The sequence below is a fragment of the Bifidobacterium sp. UBA4282 genome (assembly GCF_002394995.1).
GTDB classification, from domain to species: domain Bacteria; phylum Actinomycetota; class Actinomycetes; order Actinomycetales; family Bifidobacteriaceae; genus Bifidobacterium; species Bifidobacterium pullorum_B.
The window spans coordinates 1-20,271 of sequence record NZ_DGVO01000017.1 but is presented as its reverse complement, the minus strand read 5'-3'; the positions used below and the strand labels follow the sequence as shown (position 1 = coordinate 20,271).

Sequence of the window (20,271 nt, the reverse complement as noted above, 5' to 3'; positions counted from 1 at the left end):
ATGTCACCGCTGTTTGAAGATGAGCTTCATGATCAGGTAGAACACCCAGAACGAGATGGCGCAGTTGATGAGCATGGACACCACGTCGGCCACGGTCGCGCCGGCGCCGGCACCCATCACGTCGATGCACCATCCGTACAGCGGAGCCTTGTACAGGCCCTGCAGCGCCGCGGCGCCGATGGTGATCACCACGTAGGCGAGCACGTACCAGGCGGCGGCCTTCCACACGTTGCCGGTGGCTTTGAAGGTCACCTTGCGTTGTGTGATGAAGTTGATCACCTGCGCGATGGCCATCACGATCTCCACCGCCAGGAAATAGGCCAGGCCGCCGCCACCGCCGGATGCGATGTCGCCGGCCGCGTAGTCGAACACGTAGTACGGGCTGCCGTCCACATTGCTGCCGACGGGCAGCACCTGGAAATTCGTGTCCACCAACGTCGTCATGCCGAACACGGCCTTGAGTACCGGCATCAGAATCAGCTGCAGCACGGTCACCGCGTTGCACACGACGAAGAACATGATGAACTCGGCGATGCCGTGATGCTTCGTCTCGAACGCATGCCACCACCTCGTGGCCGCACCGGCCACGCCCGAGGCACGCACCGCGGTCCGCCCCTGGGGCGGGGATTGTTCCGTCATCGGAACTCCTTTCCATAGATTGGTTGTCGTCGTACCGAATGGTTGCCGTCCGAAACGCAGGCTCGCGCACCGCCGCCAGGCGGCCTCGGCGGATGCTGGGAGGGGCGTCGGGCCGTCATCCGCGATCCGCGATGGCGAACGCGAGCAGGTCCGCCGCCCCGTCGCCGTGATAGGCGGCATACAACGCCCCCACGCCGTCCGGCAGCGTGCCGTCGGCGTGCACCGTCGTCCAGTCGCGCCCGTCGGCGTCGACGCGGATCCGGGCGACGGTCGCGCCGTCCTCGCCGGATGTCGCGGTGCGGAATTCCAGTTCGCCATGCGCCCCGGCATCGGTCCTCACACCGTCGCCGTGATGCGCCCGCACGGTCACGGACACCGTCACGTCGCCGCCGGAGCCGAAGTCGAAGTACTTGTAGCCGGCGGTCGCGCCGTCGCGCATGTTGGCGATATACTGACAGGCGTTCGGGTCGCCGTCGCGCTCGTCCTGGGTGAGGTACGGATGGGCGGCCAGGTCCCTGCGTGGCTTGCCGGTGTCGTACCGGCCAGTGCCGTCCTTGCTCCACAGGTTGCAGGCGATGCGCGCCTCGTATTCGCCTCGGCCGCTCAGTGGGCCGCCGTTCAGCCCGCAGCTGGTCATCTCCGCCTGTTCGAACCGCAGCGTGCCGTCCTGGTCGCGCGTCCAGCGGAGCTGTTCGGCGCAGGCCTGCCGTGCATAGGAACTGCGGTTGGTCTGGCGGTGGTAGAAGATGTAGAACTCGTCGTCGATGCGCAGCATGCCGCCATGCGTGTTGCCGGTGTAGTTGCGGGCGTGGCGTTCGTCCGGCACGCCGGGCAGGCCGACGTCACCGTTGCTCACCAGCGTGCCGCCGTAGCGGAAGCCGCCGTCCGGCCGGTCGGAGACCGCATAGCACAGCTCGTGGTTGAGCCGCGACGAGTACACGAAATAGTATTTGCCGTCGTATTTGCGCATCGAACTGGCTTCGAAGAACTCATGGCCGGGGAACGATCCGGGGCCCTGCTTGGGGAACAACAGCTTCTCCGGGGTCGCAATCGTGACCATATCCGGTTCGAGCTCCAGCATGTAGCCGCCGTCGAAGCCGCGGCGGCCTCCGGTCACGATCGCCGGCACCGGCGTATAGAAGCCGGAGTACAGGTAGATGCGGCCGTCGTCGTCCACCAGCACGCCCGGGTCGAACGGGAACGAGTCACCCTTGCGGCGGCCCCATACGGTGCCGTCGGGATAATGCACGTGGCCGTAGTATTCGTACGGGCCGGCCGGGTCGTCGGCGACCGCGACGCCCATCACGCCCATGAAGTCGAACGCGTAGTACAGGTAGTAGCGTCCGTCGGGACCGACCGCCACGTCGGGCGCGAACAGCAATCGCAGGCCGAGCCGGTTCCTGGGATCCTGGTTCTTGCGGTAGATCACACCCTCATAGCGCCATTCGCCGATGCGCCGCGCGGAGCCGGCCGGCAGGATCGGCGCCGACCAGCACGCGTAGTCGTTCATGCAGAACATCGGCGCGCCGAACCGGTCATGCGATCCGTACACGTACACGCGATTGCCGAACACGTACGGTTCGCCATCCGGGATATATTCCCCGCAGGGAAGATACGGGTTGAACAACTGCCCCATCGCCTTCTACTCCTTTGTGTTAGTACATTCATTGAACCAACGGGAGTGGCGTCTTCGCGGCGCAATTGCACGAACCGCGGTTTTATTGCACGAGCAACGTCCCATCCGTGTTCCCCGTCGTCCTGCTCGTCGGGGTGGTCGCGCTGCGCCAGCTCATGCACGCCGCGCGCCGCGGCACCGCTCAGCACTGATCTTCGAGCGGCTCCACAGGTTCGTCCAGGAACGCGAAGATGCGGTGGTAATAGTCCTCAAGCACCGCATTAGGCATCGAGAAGATCTCGTGCACCGAATCGGGGAACCGTTCGAAGCGCACCCGACCGCCACCGTCACGCACGCGACGCGCGAACAGCTCCTCCGGCTCATTGCGGACCCACACATCGCGTCCGGCCTGGAACAGCTGGATCGGCGTCTCGATGCGGGCGCAGGCCTGCGGGTCCAGGATGGCGCGCGAAAGCCGCAACGCCTCACGCACCCACTGGTAGCTGGCCGCGTTCGTCCGGTATTCCGGGGTGTCGCATCGCTGCCTGTGGTACCAGCGGACGCGCGCCTCGCTGGCCCCCCGGTAGGCGGTCATGTCCAGTTCCCCGGTGAACCGTTTCTGTCCGACCACCCGGCTCTTCCCGAATCCCACGCGGCAGGCGATCTCGGCCGCGGCGGACGCCACCGTATTGGGGATGCCGGCGGTCACCGGGGCAATCATCGGGCAGGAGAGCACCGCCTTGTCGAACAGCGTCGGACGCCGCTCCAGCACGGCCGCCCCGATGCCGCCGCCCATCGAATGCCCATACAGCGCCATCGGGCGGTCTCCCGCGTACCGGAGACCGACGGTTTCGGCGAACTTGGCCAGATCGGCCACGTAACGCCGCCAGTCGTCGATCCACACCACGCTGGGGTCATCCACGTCGCGGGCCGAATACCCGTGCCCGCGGTGTTCGAGCACGCATACCGAATAGCCGTCGAGCAGGAAGTACCAGATCAGCTCCGAGTACTTGCGCGCGTTCTCGGTGAACCCGTAGGAGAGGACGACGGCGCCACGGAACGTGGCGGTGGCGCCGTCCTCATGCAGATCGTCGAACTTCGCGGCGTCATAGCACAGGTAGTGCAGCCGCCCGGGACAGTCGAGCGCGGGCAGGCCCTCCGTCCGGGCGGGCGCCATCCACCCCTCCTCGCAACAGGCGGCGAGCGCGGGCAGCACCGTCGTGCGCATCCGTTCGTCGTATCGGGATTCGTCGATCAGGTCCATGGTTATGACTGTAGCGCTCAGCGCATGTCCAGCGCGTCGTAGAGGAAGTCGCGCTGGAGGATGAGCAGGTTCTCGGCCACCGTCTCGTCGTTGGTCATGTGGGTGATGCCCGTCAACGGCAGGAAGGTGTGCGGGCGACCCGCCGCCATCAGCGCCTGGCTCAGCCGCAGCGAGTGGGCGATGGTGACGTTGTCGTCGGCGAAGCCGTGGATCAGCATGAGCGGCCGGCGCAGCTTGGGGGCGTCCTCCACGATGCCGTTGCGGCGGTAGACCTCCGGGTCCAGTCCCAGGTAGCGCTCCGTGTAATGGGTGTCATAGAGCGTCCAATCGGTCGGGGGCGCGCCGGCGCAGGCGGCGTGGACGACGTCGGGCGCGTCGAGTACGGCGAGCGCGGACAGGAAGCCGCCGTACGACCAGCCGATCATCGCGACCTTGTCCAGGTCGGGCTTGGGGCAGGCGAGCGGACCGTTCCGGCGCACGAGGTCGAGCTGCGGGACGGTGGCGCCGGAACCGCAGACGACCAGTCTGGCGCCTTCCCGCGGCGTCCAACACACCGACGGCACGGCGGCGTCGGCTGACCACAATGCGGGCAGGGCGCGCACGGCTTCGACCTGATCGGCCAGGGTCACGTCCTTCATGGTCTCATAGATGGCGCGATCCCACTTGGGTCCGCGGCCGGGAGTACCGCGGCCGTCGACGGTGACGACCAGGAAGCCCTGGTCCGCCCACCACTGGGATTCCCAGTAGTACGCCTGGCTGAACAGCACCTGTTGGGCGCCGGGGCCGCCGTACGGCTTGAGCAGCACCGGCAGGGTCTCCGACTGCGCATAGGGGCTGTTCTCGCTGGGGGCGGTGATGGCGGCGAGCAGCCGGTGCTCGGACGGCAAGGTGACGAACGTGGTGTTCGGCGTGATGCCGGGGTCGGCGGCATGGTTGGCGATGGCGGCGACTGCCTTGCCGCCGGCCATGACCGGTTCGCCGGCCTCGGCCGAGGAGACGGGATCCACGGTTTCGGGCAGACACAGGCTGTGGCTCATCATGGCGTAGGGTGCGCTCATGTCGCGTCCGGAGAGGACCATGCCCTTGCCGCAGCGGGAGGCGGTCCATATGCCGGGGCGTGAGGTCCACTGGGTGACGGCCCCGTGGTAGTCGAAGCTCACCACGTCGCAGCTGCGGGCGTCGTACAGGTCGGCGTCGTCGCCGAGTCCGGCTTCACCGGCCAGTTCCGGGGTGCGGGAGACGACGGCGAGCACGTCGGTATCGGTGACGTCCAGGACCTGCCGCACCTGCCAGCCGACCGGCGTGAACGGCACACCGTCCACGCTCAGCCGGTTCGTGTCGTGTGCCATGTCGTTGACCGCGCAGATCAGGCGGCCGTCCGGAGTGAACGCCGGGGTGCCGTGGACCAGGTCCAGCCACTGCGGGTTCTCATGCTCCTCCAGCACGCGGGTGGCGATCGGTTCGCCGATGACGGCCTCGGTATCCACGCCCGCGTGGAAGCCGGCGGCCTTGAGCTGCACCTCGAGCACCTGGTCGTGGTGCTGCAGACGGTCCTGAACCAGCAGGAGGGGCTCATGGCCCTTGCTCCAGTTGACGGCGGCCAGATATTCGTAGGTCTCATGATCCCAGTCAATGTCGGCCACGTTGCAGACCTGCACACGCGGTTCGGTGAAGTCCGAGAAGGCAAGGGGGTCCTCCTCGTCGGAGGGGACGGGGGCGGGCTGAGGTTCGGCGGCGGGCAGGACGGTGAAGTCGACGTAGGCCAGGGAGACGATGGCGTTCCTGGTCAGGGCGCGGGCGTAGCGGCGGGCGACGGCCGGCTTGGACGGGTCGGCGGGGTCGCTGATGTGCCACAGCGGCTCCGGTTCCTCGTCGGTGGACTGCACGAGCAGCGCACGCGAGTCCGGTGACCACCAGAAGCCTTCGTACCGATCCATCTCCTCGCCGGCCACGAACTCGGCCAGGCCAACGGACTGATCCGGATAGGTGCACTCGTCCTCGTCGATGCCGATGACGGCCCAATCCTCGTCCTGGGAGGCGTCGGCGCCCAGCGCGATCACGCGGACCTCGCTGCCGGTGGTGTAGGCGATCAGCTGGCCGTCCGGGGAGATGCGCGGCATGATGACGGACAGCTGCGGGTCGGCGAGCGCGACCTCGCGGGTCACGCCGCCGGTGCCGTCCGCGTTGATCTCGGTCACGAACAGCTGGCCGTTGATGGTGAACGCCACACGGCGTCCGGCGGCGTCCACCGAGTAGGAGACGATGCCCTGGCCGCCTTCGCGGGCGCGTTCGCGGCGGGCCTTCTCCTCCTCGGAGACCTCTTCGCTGTCGGCATCGGCCAGCAGCCGGCGCGGGTCGGCGAGCAGCACCTCGCGGTGTTCGGCGCCGTCGGCGGACCAGACGCTCAGCCACAACGCCGTGACCAGGTCCTCGGGGCCGTCGGAGCGCAGGAACAACGCGCGGGTGCCGTCGCCGATCGCCTGCGCGGAGCGCGGGGCGCCGGAGGTGAAGCGCAGGGTGCGGGCCTTGCGGCGGGGGAATGCGGCTATCGCCTGTGATGCAATCAACTCGTCCATATGCCCCAACCTACCCGCCGCCCCGCCCAGCAGACACAACCCAATGGGAATAACGTTGCATCACGCCGGCTTTCCCCACCTGACCCGTATGCATGGGCGAATTGTGCAAGTATTGCGGCCGAAATTTAGGGAGGTTCGCGCCTTTGCGTAGGATAGGTGTGGAATAGAAAGGTGTGACTATGAGCGTTCTCGACCGTTTTGAGAAAAGCGTGGAAAACGCGGTCAACGGAGTCTTCTCCAAGTTCGGGTCCAAGGACCTGCAGCCCGTCGACCTCTCCAGCGCCCTTGAGCGCGAGATCGACGCCGAGGCCATGCCGGTCGGGCGCGACCGCACCGTAGCGCCGAACGAGTACCGGTTCAAGCTGAGCACCCCGGACTTCGACCGCATTGAGCAGTGGGGTTCCGAGGCTCTGGCCAACGAGCTTGCGGACAATCTGACCCAGTACGCCAAAAGCCAGCATTACGCCTTCGTGGGCCCGGTGGTGGTGATCTTCGAGGAGGATCTCGAACTGAGCAAGGGCAGCTTCAACCTGAGCTCGGAATCCGTGCAGGGCAACGCCGTGCCCGTGACCACCGACGATCAGTCCGAGGACAGCCCGGTGCTGGAGGTCAACGGCAACCAATACCTGCTCACCAAGCCGCAGACCGTCATCGGCCGCGGTTCAGGCTGCGATATCGTCATCGACGACCCGGGCATCTCCCGCAAGCACCTGGAGATCGACATCACCGACAACGGCGTCATCGCGCGCGACCTGGGATCGACCAACGGCACGTATGTGGAGGGCCATCAGGTGCCGGCCGCCACGTTGCTGGACGGCAACACCATCACCATCGGCCGCACCCGCATCCTGTACTGGGCCTCGCAGGAGCAGGCGTAACCCGCCCGCGCAGGAGCCATAATCTGGTATGTTCACCGAACTGACATTCGCGATTCTCAAGTACGGGTTTCTAATCCTGCTGTGGGTGTTCGTCTGGCTGACGGTGCGTTCGCTGTACAAAGACATTGAAACGCTGAGCCCGCGCAAATCGCGCGCGCACCGACGCAAGACCCGTCAGGCCCGGAAGGCCGCGGCCTCGCCGACCCCAGTGCCGACGCCCCCCACGCATGAGATGCCCGTTTCCCACGCCGCGCCGACGCTGCTGGTCATCATCGACGGGCCGTTGGCCGGCACCTCCGTGCAGCTGAACGCCGGCGCCATCACGCTCGGACGGGCCGCGTCGAACTCCGTGGTGCTGGATGACGAATTCGTCTCCTCCCACCATGCCCGGGTTTACCCCGATGTCTCGTCCGGCCAGTGGGCCATCGAGGATCTCGGCAGCACGAACGGCACCGTGGTCAACCAGCAGCGCATCTCGGCACCCACCGTGCTCGCGCCCCGCGTTCCGGTACGCATCGGCGCCACCACCTTCGAATTGAGGTGACGATCTTGCCTTCCGATACTTCGCAATCGTTGTTCCTGTATTCCACCACCGTTTCGGATGTGGGCACGGTCCGCAGCAATAACCAGGACTCATCGTTCGCCGGTGAGCATCTTGTGGCCATCTGCGACGGCATGGGAGGCCACGCCGGCGGCGACACGGCCTCCACGATTGCGATCCGTTCGCTGGCGCATATCGAACGCGACGACACCAAGCTGGACGTCCATTCCTGCGCCACGATGATGGAGACCTCAGTCCTGGCCGCGCACGACGCCATCGTCGGCAAGGCCAAACGCGAACGCAAACTGGCCGGCATGGGCACCACCGTGACGGCGGTCGCGCTGGTGGAGGGGTACTGGGTGCTCGCGCATATCGGTGACTCCCGCGCCTATCTGCTGCGCGACGGCCATCTGATCCGCATGACCCAGGACCACAGCTACGTGCAGCATCTCATCAACACCGGCCGCATCACCGAGGCCGAGGCGCGCAACCATCCACAGCGCAACGTGGTCATGCGCGTGCTCGGCGATTTCGACATCGACCCGAGGCCCGACATCGCCATCCGCAAAGCCCACGCGGCCGACCGCTGGCTGCTGTGTTCGGACGGTCTGAGCGGCGTGCTGGAGGATTCCACCATCCAGGAGATCCTGTCCACGGTCGCCGATCAGGGCGAATGCGCGCAACAGCTCGTGGCTATGGCACTGCGGGCCGGCAGCACCGACAATGTGACCGCGGTGATCGCCGACGCCACGTTGGCGTTGGACGCCGACGCCTTCGACCTGCCGCATCAGACGCCGCTGGTGGGCGGGGCCGCCAGCGCCAGTCTGGAGCCGATCGCCGACATCATCAACGAACCGGTGTCCACCGCCCCCGCGCTGCGCAGCGGCAAGGATTCGCCGGCCCAGCGTGCGGCCGCGCTGACGCAGGAGGCGCATGAGGCCGCCGTGCAGCATACCGTGCAGCCGTCCACGGTCCGTGAGGAGACCGGGGACCTGCAGGAGCCCGATACCGGCGAAATCCCCGTGGTGCAGAAGCGCGACGGACGCCTGACCGCCGACCCGAACGATCCCGACGTGGCCAAGGCGATCCACCGTGAGCATGACAAGCGGGAGCGCATCTCCCGTGCCAAGGTGGTCCGCGCGCGCATACTCATCGCATTGGGTATCGTGGCGATGCTGATCGCGCTGGCCGGCGCCGCCGTAGGCGGGTATCTGTGGTCGCAGACCCAGTATTATCTCGGCGTCGCGGATGGCCAGATGGCCATCTACCAGGGCGTGCCCACCAACCTGTTCGGGCTGGAGCTCTCCCATCCGGTGGAACGCACCGGGCTGGACGTTGACGATCTGCCCGAGAACTGGCGGACGCAGCTGGACCGCGGCATTGTGTTCGACGATCTTGACGACGCACGCGCCCATGCCGAGCAGATCGAGCAGGAGAGCCGTTCGCTGGCGCAACAGTCGCAGGACGATGACGAGTCGTCCGAGAATGCCAAGACCACGGACACCGAAGCCACGGACACCGACACCAAGGGCGACACGACCGACGACGCCAAGTCCGCCGATTCTAAGTCCAACGGCACTAAGACTTCCGAGCAACAGGACGGAGGCGAGCGATGATCGCCATCCGCTTCCGTCAGATCGCCCTGCTGCTGCTGGCCATGGCCATCAGCCTGCTCGCGTTCTTCCAGATGTTCGAACGCACCACCGGTTCGTTCCCCGTGCAGTACGCGCTGATGCTGGGCGCGGGCATGGTCCTGTACCTGGTGCTGTGGGGGCTGATGCTCCGCTTCCAGCCCTACGCCAGCCAGACCATCATGCCCTGCGTGCTGCTGCTCACCGCCATCGGTACCGCGATGATCGCGCGCATCGACCAGGCGGCCGATACCGCGGTGGCGTTCCGCCAGCTGATCTGGATGTGCCTGGCGCTGGTGCTGTGCGGTCTGCTGGTGGTGTTCATGCGCGACTACCGCGTGCTGCGACGGTTCTCCTACGTGAGCATGGTGGTCGGTCTGGTGCTGCTGCTCTCCCCGATGATCCCCGGTCTGGGCATGGAGATCCAGGGCGCCCGCATCTGGATCAACATCTTCGGCCTGGGCACGATCCAGCCGGGCGAGTTCGCCAAGCTGTTCCTGGCGTTCTTCTTCGCGGCGTACCTGTTCGACCACCGCGACCAGCTGGCGGTCGGAGGCAGGAAGTTCCTCGGGCTGCAGCTGCCCCGCATCAAGGACATGGGTCCGATCATCATCGTGTGGCTCGCGTCGATGGGCGTGCTGGTGCTGCAGCATGATCTGGGCACCTCGCTGATGTTCTTCGCCATGTTCGTCTCGATGCTGTACGTGGCCACGGGCCGCAAGAGCTGGATCATCATCGGCGTGATCGCCTTCGCGGCGGGTGCCGTGCTGGCCGCCCAGATCTTCGCCCATGTGGGCTACCGCGTCGACGCCTGGCTGCGCCCCTTCGACCAGGAGATCTACGACCGGTACCCCGGCGGTTCGGCGCAGATTGTCAGCGGCCTGTTCGGACTGGCCTCGGGCGGATTACTCGGCACCGGACTGGGCCAGGGACACCCCTCGCTGACCCCGCTGGCCAACTCCGACTTCATCTACGCCTCGCTCGGCGAGGAACTGGGCCTGACCGGCCTGCTGGCGGTGCTGATGCTGTACCTGCTGGTCATCGCATCCGGGCTGATCACCGCCATGCGCATCAAGGACGGGTTTGGCAAGCTGCTGGCCTCCGGTCTGGTGTTCACGATGGCCTTCCAGGTGTTCACCGTGGTCGGCGGCATCACGCTCGTCATCCCGCTGACCGGCCTGACCATGCCCTATATGGCCGCGGGCGGATCCTCCCTGATCGCCAACTACCTGCTGGCCGCACTGCTGATTGTCATTTCCAATGCGGCGAACAAGCCGGAGCCCGAGGTGAGCACCGACACCTTCCAGTATGAGGCGCTGGCCGTGCTGCGCGAACATGAGCTCAAGGAGCGCGAGGCCGCCACGCAGCCCATCGCCCGGCCGCGTTCGGTGACGGGAGGTGCGGCATGAACAAGGCCCTGCGTCAGCTGTTCACCGCGGTCGTCGCGCTGTTCGTGATCCTCGGACTGTCCACAACCATCATCACGGCCATCAAGGCCGACGACCTGAACGCGGATTCGCGCAACACGCGCATGCTGTACCACACCATCGGCGCGCCCCGCGGCGCGATCCTGGCCTCCGACGGCACCGTGCTGGCCCAATCCGACCCGGTCAACGACCCGTTCTCCTACCAGCGGACCTACACCAACGGGCCGGTCTACGCGCCCATCACCGGATACTTCTCCATCACGCACGGCGTGGACCGCGGCATCGAGGCGTCGCGCAACGAACAGCTCAACGGCCAGGCCGATTCCCTGTTCTGGCAGCAGCTCAAGGACACCTTCACCGGCAACCAATCGCAGGGTGCGTCGGTGGAGACCTCCATCGACCCCACGCTGCAGCAGCTCGCCTATCAGCTCCTGGACGGCAAGGAGGGCGCCATCATAGCCAGCGATCCCAAAACCGGGCGCATCCTGGCCATGGCCAGCACCCCCAGCTACGATCCGAACCAGCTGGCCGTGCACGACGGCAACCAAGCCAACCAGGCCTACACCGACCTGGTTTCCCAGCAGACCAACCCCATGCTCAACCGGGCCACCTCCCAGCTGTTCCCGCCGGGTTCCACGTTCAAGGTCATCGTGGCCGCGGCGGCGCTCGAAACCGGTGACTACCAGCCCGACACGGAGATCCCCGCAGGCGCCAGCTACACGCTGCCCGGCACCAGCACCGACCTGACCAACGCCACGGCCGCCGGGAACGGCACCGATGGCAAGATCACGCTGCAGGACGCCCTGGCGCAATCGTCGAACACCGCCTTCGCCCAGCTCGGCGTCAGCCTCGGCGCGGATTCCATCCGGGACATGGCGGAGAATCTTGGCTACGACGACCAGATCCTCATCGACGGCTCCACCGCCACCGGCTCCCCCACCTACGCGGCGGCCTCCAGCTTCCCCGAGGACCCGACCGACGACCGGCTGGCCCTCGCCTCGATTGGCCAGGGAGACACGCTGTCCACGCCGCTGCAGAACCTGATGGTCGCCATGGCCGTGGCGAACGACGGCACGCTGATGGAACCCACCATCGTGGACCGCGTGCGCGCCAGCGACCTGTCGGTGATATCGGAGACCTACCCGCATAAGATGTCCGAGGCGTTCAGCGCCGACACCGCCAACAAGCTCACCCAGATGATGGAGCAGGTCATCCCGGCGGAGAACCCGTCGCTGGCCATCGACGGCGTCAGCATCGCGGCCAAAACCGGCACGGCGCAGATCGGGGAGAGCAACGAGGCCAACGACGCGTGGATCATCGGATTCGCCCCTGCGGACGACCCGCAGATCGCCGTCTCCGTGGTGGTGCACAACGTCAACGATTACGGTGCGCACGCCGCGGGGCCGCTGATGCGCGCGATGATGCAGGAGGCATTGAAGCAATGAAACTGATCGAAGGACAGCTCATCCATCGCCGATACCGCCTGGACAGCCGACTGGCCCAGGGCGGCATGGGCGAAGTGTGGAAGGGCTACGACATCCAGCTCGGCCGCCCGGTGGCCATCAAGGCGCTGCGGCGCGACACCTCGGACACGGAGGCCAAACTGCGCCGTCTGCGCGCGGAGGCCCACAACTCCGCCAATCTGGCACACCCGAACATCGCGGCGTTGTTCGAATACTACGAGCATGACGGCATCGGGTTCCTCATCATGGAATACGTGCCGAGCGCCTCGCTCGCCGACCTGTACCACGAGAGGGGCGCGATGGACCCGATCGAGCTGCTGCCGATCCTCGCGCAGACGGCGCGCGGCCTGTTCGTGGCCCATTCGCACGGCGTGATCCACCGCGACGTCAAGCCGGCGAACATCATGGTGTCGGATACCGGCGAGGTCAAGATCACCGATTTCGGCGTCTCCTACTCCACCAATCAGGAGCAGATCACCCAGGACGGCATGGTGGTCGGCACCGCGCAGTACATCTCCCCCGAACAGGCGCAGGGGCAGCAGGCCACCCCGCAGTCGGACATCTACTCGCTGGGCGTGGTGGCCTACGAGGGGCTGTGCGGGCACCGTCCGTTCACCGGGGCCACACCGGTCGACATCGCGGCCGCGCACGTGAACAATCCGGTGCCGCCGCTGCCCGACTCCGTGGACCTGCAACTGCGGCAGTTCGTCATGTCGATGCTGGAGAAGGACCCGCGGGACCGCCCCGCGGACGCACTGGTGGTCGCACGCACGATGACCCGCATCGAGCGGCGGCTGCTCGACCAGCAGACCGCGGCGGCCGAGACCATGACATTGCCGCCGAACAGCCGCATCCCGCGGCGGGTGTTCAGCGCCCCGCACGCGGCGGAAACCATCTTTCGCATGTCATCGACCACAGGCGCCTCGCCCGTGGCATCCATCATCAACAACTGGGCCGGCGGCCGTGACGCCGACGAGCCCGCACACCGGAGGGAACACGCATGAGCAGCATGATGCCCGACTCGCTGGCACAGGGGCGTTACCAGCTTGGTCAGTCCATCGGCCATGGGGGCATGGCCGAAGTCTATGTGGCGCTTGACACCCGCCTCGGTCGTACCGTGGCGGTCAAGGTCATGCGTGCCGATTTCGCCAACGACCAGATCTTCCTCTCCCGGTTCCGCCGTGAGGCGCATGCCGTGGCGCAGATGAACAACCCGAACATCGTGAGCATCTACGATTCGGGCGAGGAGGACATCCCCACCGCCAACGGCGGCACCGAGCGCGTGCCCTACCTGGTGATGGAGTACGTCAAGGGCCAGACGCTGCGCGACATTATCAAGGTCAACGGGGCGCTGAGCCAGCGCGACGCCGAACAGGTGATGCTCGGCGTGCTGAACGCGCTGGAGTATTCGCACCGCATGGGCGTAATCCACCGCGATATCAAGCCCGGCAACATCATGATCTCCGAGCAGGGCGTGGTCAAGGTCATGGACTTCGGAATCGCCCGCGCCCTGGACGATTCCGCCGCCACGATGACCAAGTCGCAGGGCGTGGTCGGCACCGCGCAGTACCTCTCCCCGGAGCAGGCGCGCGGCGAGACCGTGGATATGCGCTCCGACCTGTATTCCGCCGGTTGCGTGCTCTATGAGATGCTGACCGGCCGGCCGCCGTTCACCGGCGACTCCGCGGTGGCGATCGCCTACCAGCATGTCTCCGAGGTGGCGACGCCGCCGAGCGCCGTGGTGCCGGGCCTGCCGAAGATGTGGGATTCGATCTGCGCCAAGGCGATGGCCAAGGACCGCCAGAACCGGTACGCCACGGCGGCCGAGTTCAAGAACGACCTGCTGACCTTCATGAACGGCGGCGTGCCGGTGGCGGCCGCGTTCAATCCATTGACCGATCTGACCAATATGAAGGCGCGTCGTCAGGCCGAGCAGGATGCGGCCACGGTGGCGCTCAACCCGACCGCCGAGGGACAGGCCACGCAGGCATTCAACCCGGTCACCGGCCAGTTCGAGCAGGTGACGCCGCAAACCGGCAAGACCCGGGCCGAACAGCGCGCCGAAGCGGCCAAGGCCCGGCGCAAGCGCCAGCTGATCATCGGCGGCGTGATTGCTGCCGTGGTGGCCGTGATCGCGATATTCTGCGTCTGGTGGTTCGCGTTGCGCACGCCGCCGGTCGAGATGGTTACGGTGCCCGAACTGAACTCCTCGCTGAACGAGACCGGCATCTGTCAGGCCATCGAGGACGCCGGGCTGGTCTGCAAAAAAGCGACGGATACCAAATCCACCGAGGATGCGGGCACATTCACCCACGCCGATCCGGAGAGCGGCACCTCGGTGCCCAAGGGGTCGACCGTGACCGTCTACTTCTCCGATGGTCCCGATTCCACCGACGTACCGGACGTGTCCAACCGCTCGCAGGATGAGGCCCGGCAGATGCTGGAGGACGCCGGGTTCAAGGTGGCGTCCGCCACGCGCACCGAGGACAGCCCCAAGGTCGAGCAGGACCGCGTCACGCGCACCGACCCGGCTGCAGGCACCAGCGTTGACGAGGGCACATTGATCACCCTGTACATCTCCTCGGGCAACACCACGGTTCCGGACGGCCTGGTGGGCCAGACCGAGGACCAGGTGCGGTCGATCCTGACCGGCGACTACAACTTCAGCATCACGCTGCAGTCCGAGTATTCCGATACCATCGCCGCCGGTTCGGTGACCCGCGTCGACCCCGGCTCCGGTTCGACCGTGGAGCAGCGCGCCAACATCAGCGTCTGGGTCTCGCTGGGCAAGGAGCAGGTCACGGTGCCGACCTTCTCCACCGGCTCGGACACGCTGGCCACGGTGCGCCAGCAGCTGGAGGGACTCGGGTTCACGGTGAGTGTGAACGGCCCGGATGACGACACCGCCATTGTGACCGAGGTGTCCTCGATGGGCCAGCAGGTCGACAAGGGGTCCACGATCACCGTCACCACCAAGGCGTCATCGTCCACCGGCGACGATGACGACGACCCCGGCCACGGTCAGCAGCAGGGACAGCCGTAACGGCGGCGCAGTAGCGGCGATACGTCGTTGCGGATATGCGTAGGGCCTCCCGCGTCACGTGTGCGGGAGGCCCTTAGTTTGAGTGACAGCCCGGTTTCACCCGCATCACGTACGAGGAGGCCCTATCCTTCGATTACGCACCGTGAGCCGGACACGTCCGTTCGGCCGGCTACACGGCCACGTAGTTCGACATGTCGCGCAGGAACGGGATGTTCGCGGCCAACCACGGGTATCCCCATTCCAGCAGCGCACCGGCCGCCGCAACCGCCAACAGCAGCACCAACAGCCATCGGATCGGCATCACGCCGGGCTGGTGCCGCAGCAGCCAGCCGTAGAAGCTGACGTCCGGGCGCGGGCGGACACCCTCGCGCATCTCGCGCAGCACCGGCCAGCGCCAGGCCACGGCCGCCGCGATGAACAGCACCACGTAGGCGATCAGCGCCGCGATCACCACCGGCTGCATCGACCCCAGCTGCTCGATGGGCGTCGGCTGCTCCGTGTTAACGAAACGCACGGCACCCGACTCGTCGGTGGTCGTCAGCTCGGCGGGCACGCCGTCGGAGACCTTGGCCCAGTAATCGAATTCGCCGTAGCTGATCCACCGATGCGTGGCGGTGGTGTACTTCGGCTCGCAGGTGGTCAGCGTGATCATCCGCTTGGTGGGGGCGGCGCCGGGACTCTCCGGGTTCGCCGCAACGACCTCGGTGTGGTCCGGGGTCACGATCTCATACTCGGTGTAGTGGTACACGTACCAGTAATCCTGGGTGCGGATCACGATCGCGTCGCCCGGCTGCAGCTTGTCGACGTCGCCCAGCGGTTGGCCGTAGCCGTTGCGATGGCCCGCCACGGCGAAGTTGCCGAGCTCCCCGGGCATCTGGCTGGTGGTGTAGTGCCCCATGCCATGCTTGTTCAACTGCTCCAGCGTGGTACCCTCCACGATGTTGCGCTCCCACTGGTCACCGAAACGCGGGATGTAGATCTGCGCGATCAGATCGCCCTCCACGGCCTGCTCCGGCTGCACCGGCGGATCGCCCTCCTGCTTCGGGGCCACCTTGGTCTGCTCGCCGTCGGCGGCGGGGTTCTCCCACGCCACGGACTGCCGTGCCTCCACCTGCTCATGCTCGGCCTGCACGCCCGTCCACCACATCTGCCAGACGATGTACAACGCGCACACCGCCGCCAGCGTGAACAGAATCTCCATCAGTACGCCGAGCACATTCCAAACCACTCCGTGACGGCGTTTGCCGGCGACGGCCGCCGTCCCCCGATGTGATGCGTGTCTCATTGCTCAACTCCTTCGGTTTCCGTCACTGTCGCATACTGCAGCGGCTGCAGCAGGGCGGCCGCCTCGTCAAATTGCAGGTCGTCCTTCGTCTCCACCTTCCAGCCCAACCCGAACGCGCCGACATATTCACGGTAGGTCCGCACCGCCTCCGACTCGTCCAGCGCCGCCAGCATCTTATCCACCGGGCCGATCGCCGACACCGTGTACGGCGGGGAGTACTGCTTGCCCTGCAACAGCAGCACGTTGCCGGAGCAGATCACCGCCGAGCTGAACAGCACACGCTGGTCCTGAATCATCATCGACTCGGCGCCGCCCGCCCACAAGGCGTTGACCACGGCTTCGATATCCTGCTGATGCACCACATAATCGTTGATATTGGTGGCCGAGCCGGAACTGTCCACAGCCGTTTCCCATAACGGCGAATCATCGAGCGTCACCGTGACCCCCGGACCGTGTACGGCGGGCAGCGTGGTGCCGGAACCGGCCTCCTCGGAATCGGAGGACGGGGTTCCCACCAGATCGTTCAATGCGGCCAGGCGCGAGCTCAGATCGTCGACCTCGGTGCGCAGCTTATCGGCCTGTTCCACGCGCTGTTCGACCAGATCGGCGGTATCCGCCGTCACCAGCGTGGTCCGGTTCACCCGCAGATTGGTCATCAGCAGGTAGCCGGCCAGCGCCACGACAAGGAATACGGCCACCCCCCCGGCCCAAGACCGCCGGGCACCGTGTCTGCCCCCATGCCGTGCCATATGTCCTCCAGCCCAAGGTTTTCGTACGCCTGTTGGCCGCTTTCGAGTCTACCCACTATTATGACTTTTAGCCTATTGAATGGAGACTATGCTGATGGCTGACGAAGAGTTGCACGAAACCGACGCGCACGCCCAGGAAGACTGGCAGGATCAGGTCAAGGTCGTCGAGGACGAGACCACCACGGTCGAGACCGAAACCGCTACGGTCGAGACCGAGGATGCGCCGACGGACCGGACCGAAGACGAAGACGAAGACTTCGGCATCCCGATGGACAAGGTGGAGGCCGTGCTCAACGCCACCGCCGACAAGGCTGCGCTGACCCCGCAGATGCAGCGGATGATGCAGCGTCAGGCGGAGAACACCCGTCGCGTGGAGGAGTCCATCAAGGGCACCAAGTCCAATCCGCGCTGGTTCGTACCGCTGTTCTGCGCGTTCATGATCATCGGTCTGATCTGGGCCGTGGTCTACTACCTGACCGGCAACTATCCGATTCCGGGCATCGACGCGTGGAATCTGGCCATTGCGCTGGGCATCATCCTCATCGGCTTCCTGATGACGATGTGGTGGCGCTAAACGCCGTTGTTCGCCCCTGCTAGCCGGGGCGGTATTGTGAGGGTCGGTGTCCTCGGACACCGACCCTCACGCGTATTGCCGGAACTCACCTAACTCGCTTAAAAACCGCTCGCCGATTCTGGTGGCTCTTCCGAATTCTGGCGGTTCTGACGGTTCTTCCAGTTGTGCATGCCAATGGTTTTCGTGGTTGGACAATACGCCGGTTCGCATGATTTCAGGGTGGAGTCAGAAGGAGCCTCCTTGACTCCACTTGTACTCCATCCGCCGACGCAGGCTGAACCCCCACGATACGGCGACGCATAGCACCACCACAACAACGACGATTACAATCTCCATCGCGCCCCCTCCCGAAGAACATTGCATACACACAGCCCGATACACGCTGCAGCTTCCACGCTACTACCGAAACAGCCCCGAGCACGGGCCACACCGCATCCAGGTCGCAAAATGTCCGCTATGTGAATCCAACTTCGTTAAGACATCCGAATCAAGGCAAGACAAGGTCTCGTTGTAAGCCGGCTGGGTCTGATTGGAGGCGCCGCTACCGTTGCGGTCCGGGCGGTGCCTCTGATTTCATGTGCGTACGCAGTGAGGCACCACCCATCCTGAGGCGAGCCACACAGAGACCAGAAGAACCGATATATGTAGCGTTTTTCATTCGATTGAGTATTTTTGCTCAGTCATTGAGTATTTTTACTCAACGATTGAGCAAAAATACTCACCTTGCCGCCAATAGGCGGACTGCGACAAACGACACCGGTGTAGTTTTCCACAATCTGTGGATATCCGTGTGGATAAGTTGGGGATAGTGTGGGTATAACCGGTGGATAATGCCCCAAGTTATCCACAAAGTTATACACAAATCCACCAATACCAACGGTCTCACCGTGTGGAGAAGTGTGGACAGAGTTATCCACAATCCACCATGTTCCGTTGTGTGCATGTGGGTGCAGTATGGCCACCAATAACCCGTGGCGGTGCGTCAGCCATTTCATCATGTACATGTGAGCGCCGCTCACGCTCACGTCTACAGTCGCGCGTCTATCAGCGTTCCGTCATGTGCATGTGGATGCCGCGTATGCCGTTCGCATGACGCCGATACAATACTGCTCGTGGAAATCAGCCAGCAAACCCGTGAATTCATCCGCAGCCATCGCACGGACAATGTGCGGGATCTCGCGTTGCACGCCAAGCGCACACCGGATCTCGATCTGCCGTGGGCGCTGGACCAGATCGCGGGTTGGCAGACGGCCCGCACCAAACTGCCCCAATGGGCGGATACCGACGGCATCATCTACCCTCCCCACCTGTCGATGGAGCAATGTTCATCGGAGCCGACCGCCCGGTACAAAGCCGAACTGGCGACGCGGCTCATGGCACCGGACGGAGCTCCCGCCCCACGTCGTGGCCGACTGATTGACCTGACCGGCGGGTTCGGCGTCGACTTCTCCACCATGGCACGGAATTTCACCCAAGCCGTGTACGTGGAACGGCAACCGGATCTGTGCGCCATCGCCCGTCACAATCTTGATCTGCTGGAGTTGGGCGACGCGCAGGTCGTCAACGCCGACGCCGCCTCGTTCCTGGCGACGGCAGAGGACGCGGACATCATCGTCATCGACCCCGCACGGAGGGACGAGCACGGCGGCCGCACATTCGCCATCGCCGACTGCACGCCCGACATTCTGGGCATGCTGGACCTGCTGACCGCCAAGGCCGGGCATGTGCTGGTCAAGCTATCCCCGATGCTGGACTGGCACAAGGCCGTGGAAGATTGCCGCGGCACGGTGCGGGAGGTTCACATCGTTGCGGTGGCGAACGAGTGCAAGGAGCTGCTGCTGGTGCTGCGCGGGCAGCCCGATGCGGTGCCCGTCGAGGATGTGCCGGTGATCGTCCACTGCGTCAACATCACCGCGCGGGGCACGGAACGGTTCACGGTTATGGCCGATGCCGCGGGAGTCCATGCCGTCGGCACCGCCCGGCACCCGGATGATGCTGCGACCTGCGCAGCAAATGCCGAATCGATCAACGCCAATGCGGTCTGCACCGATTCCACGAATGGCGGGGCTGTCGTAGGAGACGGCCCAACCGGCAACGCAGGCGACGGACTGCCGTTCCGCTACCTGTACGAACCGAACGCGGCGATTATGAAGGCCGGATGCTTCGACGCCCTGTCGTCGGCGTTCGGGGTGCCGCAGCTGGCGACGAATAGCCACCTGCTCATCTCGGATACGCCGGTGGAGGGGTTCCCGGGGCGGGCGTTCCGGGTGGTCGCAATCATGTCCATGGGCAAGAAGGACCTCAAACGGGGGTTATCCGGGCTGACGCACGCCAATATCGCCACGCGCAACTTCCCGATGTCGGTCAGCCAATTGCGTAGCAAACTCAAGCTGCAGGACGGCGGCGACACCTACCTGTTCGCCACCACCGACCGCAACGCGCGACGTATCATCATCCGCGCCACACGCCTGTGACCAGCCGTGCCCGCCGAGCTTCGACCGGCTCCTGGTTCTCCACACGGCGCACGGCGAGTCCTGCACCCATAAGCCGACGCCCCCGCACTGAACTGCGCCCCGTTTGTTGGAC

16 protein-coding genes are annotated in these 20,271 nt (G+C 65.5%); 9 read left to right on the top strand and 7 right to left on the bottom strand.

Annotated elements, in window-relative coordinates:
- Positions 1 to 3 precede the first annotated feature (3 nt).
- The 4 genes from B4C31_RS02055 to B4C31_RS02040 all read right to left on the bottom strand — a co-directional run bounded on the left by B4C31_RS02055 (position 4) and on the right by B4C31_RS02040 (position 6,094).
- Positions 4 to 639 carry a hypothetical protein gene (locus B4C31_RS02055; RefSeq protein WP_291531126.1) on the bottom strand — a complete coding sequence of 212 codons (636 nt, stop codon included), beginning with the start codon at positions 637 to 639 and terminating at the stop codon, positions 4 to 6.
- Positions 640 to 754: 115 nt separating this feature from the next.
- Positions 755 to 2,275, bottom strand: coding sequence for a family 43 glycosylhydrolase (locus B4C31_RS02050; protein ID WP_291531125.1), 1,521 nt, complete (start codon positions 2,273 to 2,275; stop codon positions 755 to 757).
- Between the two features lie 181 nt (positions 2,276 to 2,456).
- Positions 2,457 to 3,518, bottom strand: coding sequence for an alpha/beta fold hydrolase (locus B4C31_RS02045; protein WP_414631827.1), 1,062 nt, complete (start codon positions 3,516 to 3,518; stop codon positions 2,457 to 2,459).
- 17 nt (positions 3,519 to 3,535) lie between these two features.
- Positions 3,536 to 6,094 (bottom strand): prolyl oligopeptidase family serine peptidase, encoded by a 2,559-nt coding sequence (locus tag B4C31_RS02040; RefSeq protein ID WP_291531124.1) that lies wholly within the window; start codon positions 6,092 to 6,094, stop codon positions 3,536 to 3,538.
- 179 nt (positions 6,095 to 6,273) lie between these two features.
- Here B4C31_RS02040 and B4C31_RS02035 point away from each other — a divergent pair, with 179 nt between their 5' ends.
- From B4C31_RS02035 to pknB, 7 genes are read left to right on the top strand one after another with little or no spacing between them, the layout of a single operon-like run.
- Entirely contained in the window at positions 6,274 to 6,972 is a 699-nt protein-coding gene (locus B4C31_RS02035; RefSeq protein ID WP_291531123.1) for an FhaA domain-containing protein, read from the top strand.
- A 28-nt stretch (positions 6,973 to 7,000) separates the two neighbouring features.
- Entirely contained in the window at positions 7,001 to 7,516 is a 516-nt protein-coding gene (locus B4C31_RS02030) for an FHA domain-containing protein FhaB/FipA (RefSeq protein ID WP_291531122.1), read from the top strand.
- Positions 7,517 to 7,521: 5 nt separating this feature from the next.
- Positions 7,522 to 9,129 (top strand): BofC C-terminal domain-containing protein, encoded by a 1,608-nt coding sequence (locus B4C31_RS02025; protein WP_291531121.1) that lies wholly within the window; start codon positions 7,522 to 7,524, stop codon positions 9,127 to 9,129.
- The gene (locus tag B4C31_RS02020; protein ID WP_291531120.1) at positions 9,126 to 10,553 is read left to right on the top strand and encodes an FtsW/RodA/SpoVE family cell cycle protein; all 1,428 of its coding nucleotides are present in this window, start codon (positions 9,126 to 9,128) and stop codon (positions 10,551 to 10,553) included. The genes B4C31_RS02025 and B4C31_RS02020 overlap by 4 nt, the downstream gene beginning before the upstream one ends.
- The gene (locus B4C31_RS02015; RefSeq protein ID WP_291531119.1) at positions 10,550 to 12,016 is read left to right on the top strand and encodes a peptidoglycan D,D-transpeptidase FtsI family protein; all 1,467 of its coding nucleotides are present in this window, start codon (positions 10,550 to 10,552) and stop codon (positions 12,014 to 12,016) included. The genes B4C31_RS02020 and B4C31_RS02015 overlap by 4 nt, the downstream gene beginning before the upstream one ends.
- Entirely contained in the window at positions 12,013 to 13,038 is a 1,026-nt protein-coding gene (locus B4C31_RS02010) for a serine/threonine-protein kinase (protein ID WP_081883163.1), read from the top strand. The genes B4C31_RS02015 and B4C31_RS02010 overlap by 4 nt, the downstream gene beginning before the upstream one ends.
- On the top strand, positions 13,035 to 15,077 hold the full coding sequence (pknB, locus tag B4C31_RS02005) for a Stk1 family PASTA domain-containing Ser/Thr kinase (protein ID WP_291531118.1): 2,043 nt from the start codon (positions 13,035 to 13,037) through the stop codon (positions 15,075 to 15,077). The genes B4C31_RS02010 and pknB overlap by 4 nt, the downstream gene beginning before the upstream one ends.
- Before the next feature lie 169 nt (positions 15,078 to 15,246).
- On the opposite strand, the gene B4C31_RS02000 is transcribed toward pknB, so the two are convergent.
- Positions 15,247 to 16,362, bottom strand: a complete 1,116-nt coding sequence (locus B4C31_RS02000; RefSeq protein WP_291531117.1) for a class E sortase — start codon at positions 16,360 to 16,362, stop codon at positions 15,247 to 15,249.
- The gene (locus tag B4C31_RS01995; protein WP_291531116.1) at positions 16,359 to 17,111 is read right to left on the bottom strand and encodes a DUF881 domain-containing protein; all 753 of its coding nucleotides are present in this window, start codon (positions 17,109 to 17,111) and stop codon (positions 16,359 to 16,361) included. Before B4C31_RS01995 ends, B4C31_RS02000 begins: the two co-directional genes overlap by 4 nt.
- Positions 17,112 to 17,190: 79 nt before the next feature.
- On the opposite strand from B4C31_RS01995, the gene crgA reads away from it, so the two are divergent.
- Positions 17,191 to 17,685 (top strand): cell division protein CrgA, encoded by a 495-nt coding sequence (gene crgA / locus B4C31_RS01990; protein ID WP_291531115.1) that lies wholly within the window; start codon positions 17,191 to 17,193, stop codon positions 17,683 to 17,685.
- A 680-nt stretch (positions 17,686 to 18,365) separates the two neighbouring features.
- Here crgA and B4C31_RS01985 read toward each other — a convergent pair.
- Positions 18,366 to 18,683 carry a hypothetical protein gene (locus B4C31_RS01985; RefSeq protein WP_278802989.1) on the bottom strand — a complete coding sequence of 106 codons (318 nt, stop codon included), beginning with the start codon at positions 18,681 to 18,683 and terminating at the stop codon, positions 18,366 to 18,368.
- A gap of 114 nt (positions 18,684 to 18,797) precedes the next feature.
- Here B4C31_RS01985 and B4C31_RS01980 point away from each other — a divergent pair, with 114 nt between their 5' ends.
- A complete protein-coding gene (locus B4C31_RS01980; RefSeq protein ID WP_291531114.1) occupies positions 18,798 to 20,159 on the top strand; it encodes a class I SAM-dependent methyltransferase in 1,362 nt (453 codons plus the stop codon).
- Positions 20,160 to 20,271: the final 112 nt, after the last annotated feature.